Here is a 2,515-nt window from a genome sequence, read left to right on the forward strand (position 1 = left end):
TCCGCGGCGGAGGCGGCGTTCTAGACGCCTCAGTTTTCCGTGTCAAGCAGTTCTTTTTAAAGAACTTTCTTTTCACAAAAGCCGCTCCCGGAGAAGCGGCGGAGGCGGCTATCTAGGGAAAGCCGATCTCCATGTCAACCGGGCTTTTCAACCCTTTCGCAGATCAGAAAACCGAAGCCTTCCGGACCGCCACGACCGCCGAGCCCGTCGCCGAACTCGCCGCCGCCCGTTTCCGAGCGAGGGGCGGGTATACGGACACGCCCCCGACTCCACAAGCCTCAAATGACAGATTTGCGAACTATCTCAGCGAACCGGAGTCCCCGACCGTCGCCCCATGGACCCAGGAGACCGCACCCCGTCCGGGCCTCGCCCACGCGGCGCAGAACTCCCCTCTTCGCCCCGCACCGGACCCGTCCGCCGCGCCGGGCCCGGCCAGCCAGAGCTGCACACTATAGGTCGCCGCCACAGCGCGGTGAAATGTTGCGTCAAAGCCGCCGCACCAGAGCACAGACACCTGCAAGACGAGGGTTTTGGCGTCATCCCGCACTTTTCTTCCACATTTTCATCCGCGCGGGTTGCATCGCAGCATGGACGGCGGCATAAGAGCGCCCAGTTGAAAGGTTCTCCTGTGTCCCACCGCGCCGCCATTGCTGCGATCCAGAGCCCCGCGAAAGCGGCGGCGGATCTGCGCGTGCTGTCGCTGGGCGTACTCCTTCTTTCGGTAATTCTCATTCCGCTTAGCCGAGCGGTGTGGATGCCTGCGACCTGACCTGAACCCAGTCAAAATCGCCCGCTTTCACCCCGCTCCCATCCGGCAGCGGGGTTTTTCATGTGCCCAGCACAGACCCGACAGACAGAACCTTCCAAGAATCCGATGACCAAGACGCCAGACAGCAGAAATCGACCCAATGCGCGCAGTGCCGCCGTCACCCAGGGCCCGAACCGGGCGGCGGCGCGCTCCTATCTGCGCGCGGCGGGGATGCAGGACGCCGACTTCGACAAGCCGATGATCGCCATCGTCAACACCTGGTCGACGGTCACGCCGTGCAACATGCACCTGGACCGCCTGGCCAGGGACGTGCGCGCCGGGATCATCGCGGCGGGCGGCTATCCGGTCGATTTCAACACCATCGTCGTCACCGACGGCATTTCCATGGGCACGGCGGGGATGAAGGCCTCGCTGATCAGCCGCGAGGTCGTCGCCGACTCCATCGAGCTGGCGGTCGAGGGGCATCAGCTGGACGGCGTCGTCTGCATCGTCGGCTGCGACAAGACCATCCCGGCGGCGGCCATGGCCCTGGCGCGGATGGATATCCCCGGCCTGGTCTATTACGGCGGCACCATCCTGCCCGGCCGGATCGGCGAGAAGGAGGTCTCGGTCCAGGAAGTGTTCGAGGCCATCGGCGCCCACGGCGCCGGCGCCCTGTCCGACGAAGGCCTGAAGGCGGTCGAGAGCGCGGTCTGCCCCGGCGCCGGCGCCTGCGGCGGCCAGTTCACCGCCAACACCATGGCCATGGCCCTGTCGATGATGGGCATCAGCCCCATGGGCGCCAACGACGTCCCCGCCGTCGATCCCGGCAAGGGGGCCGAGGGCGAGCGTTGCGGCCGCCTGATCGTCGAGCGCGTCTTCGCCGGCGATACCGCCCGCAAATACATCACCAAGGCCAGCCTGAAGAACGCCGCCGTCGCGGTCTCGGCCTCGGGCGGCTCGACCAACGCCGTCATGCACCTGACCGCCATCGCCGCTGAGGCCGGCGTCGACTTCGGCATAGAGGACTGCCACCAGGCCTGCGTCGAGGCTCCGGTCATTTGCGACCTGAAGCCCGGCGGCCGCTTCCTGGCCTCGCACCTGTTCGCGGCGGGGGGGACGCGTCTGGTCGCCCAGCGTCTGGCCCAGGCGGGCAAGATCGCCAACATCCCGACCGTCACCGGCCGCAGCCTGTTCGCCGAGGCCGCCGAGGCCGAGGAGACCCCGGGCCAGCAGGTCGTCGCCAGCATGGACGCCCCCGTCATGGCGCGCGGCTCCTACGCCGTCATCTACGGCGACGTGGCCCCCGAGGGCGCGGTCATCAAGCTGACTGGCCACAAGGTCGACCGCTTCGAAGGCCCCGCCGCCGTCTTCGACTGCGAGGAGGACGCCTTCCACGCCGTTCAGGACGGCTCGGTCGGCGAAGGCGACGTCATCATCATCCGCTACGAAGGCCCCAAGGGCGGTCCCGGCATGCGCGAGATGCTGCAAGTCACCGCCGCCCTGAAGGGTCGCAAGATCGAGAACGTCGCCCTGCTGACCGACGGCCGCTTCTCGGGCGCCAGCTACGGCTTCGTCGCCGGCCACGTCTCGCCCGAAGCGGCGGTCGGCGGCCCGATCGCCCTCATTCGCGATGGCGATCCGATCGTCATCGACGTCACCAACCGAAGGATCGACGTGCTCGTCGATCTGGAGGCGCGCCGGGCGGACTTCGCCCCCAACCGGGTCCGTCCGGCGCAAGGCGTTTTCGCGAAATACCGCGCCGCC

Annotated in this window: 1 protein-coding gene; it reads left to right on the top strand. The window is 67.5% G+C overall.

Features of this window, described 5'->3' with window-relative positions; translation table 11 throughout:
• Nucleotides 1-874: 874 nt before the first annotated feature.
• The coding region (gene ilvD / locus VGE49_RS04175; protein WP_331033321.1) for a dihydroxy-acid dehydratase at nucleotides 875-2,515 on the top strand (1,641 nt) is incomplete at its 3' end.

It is taken from the genome of Brevundimonas sp. (assembly GCF_036405315.1).
Taxonomy (GTDB): Bacteria; Pseudomonadota; Alphaproteobacteria; order Caulobacterales; family Caulobacteraceae; genus Brevundimonas.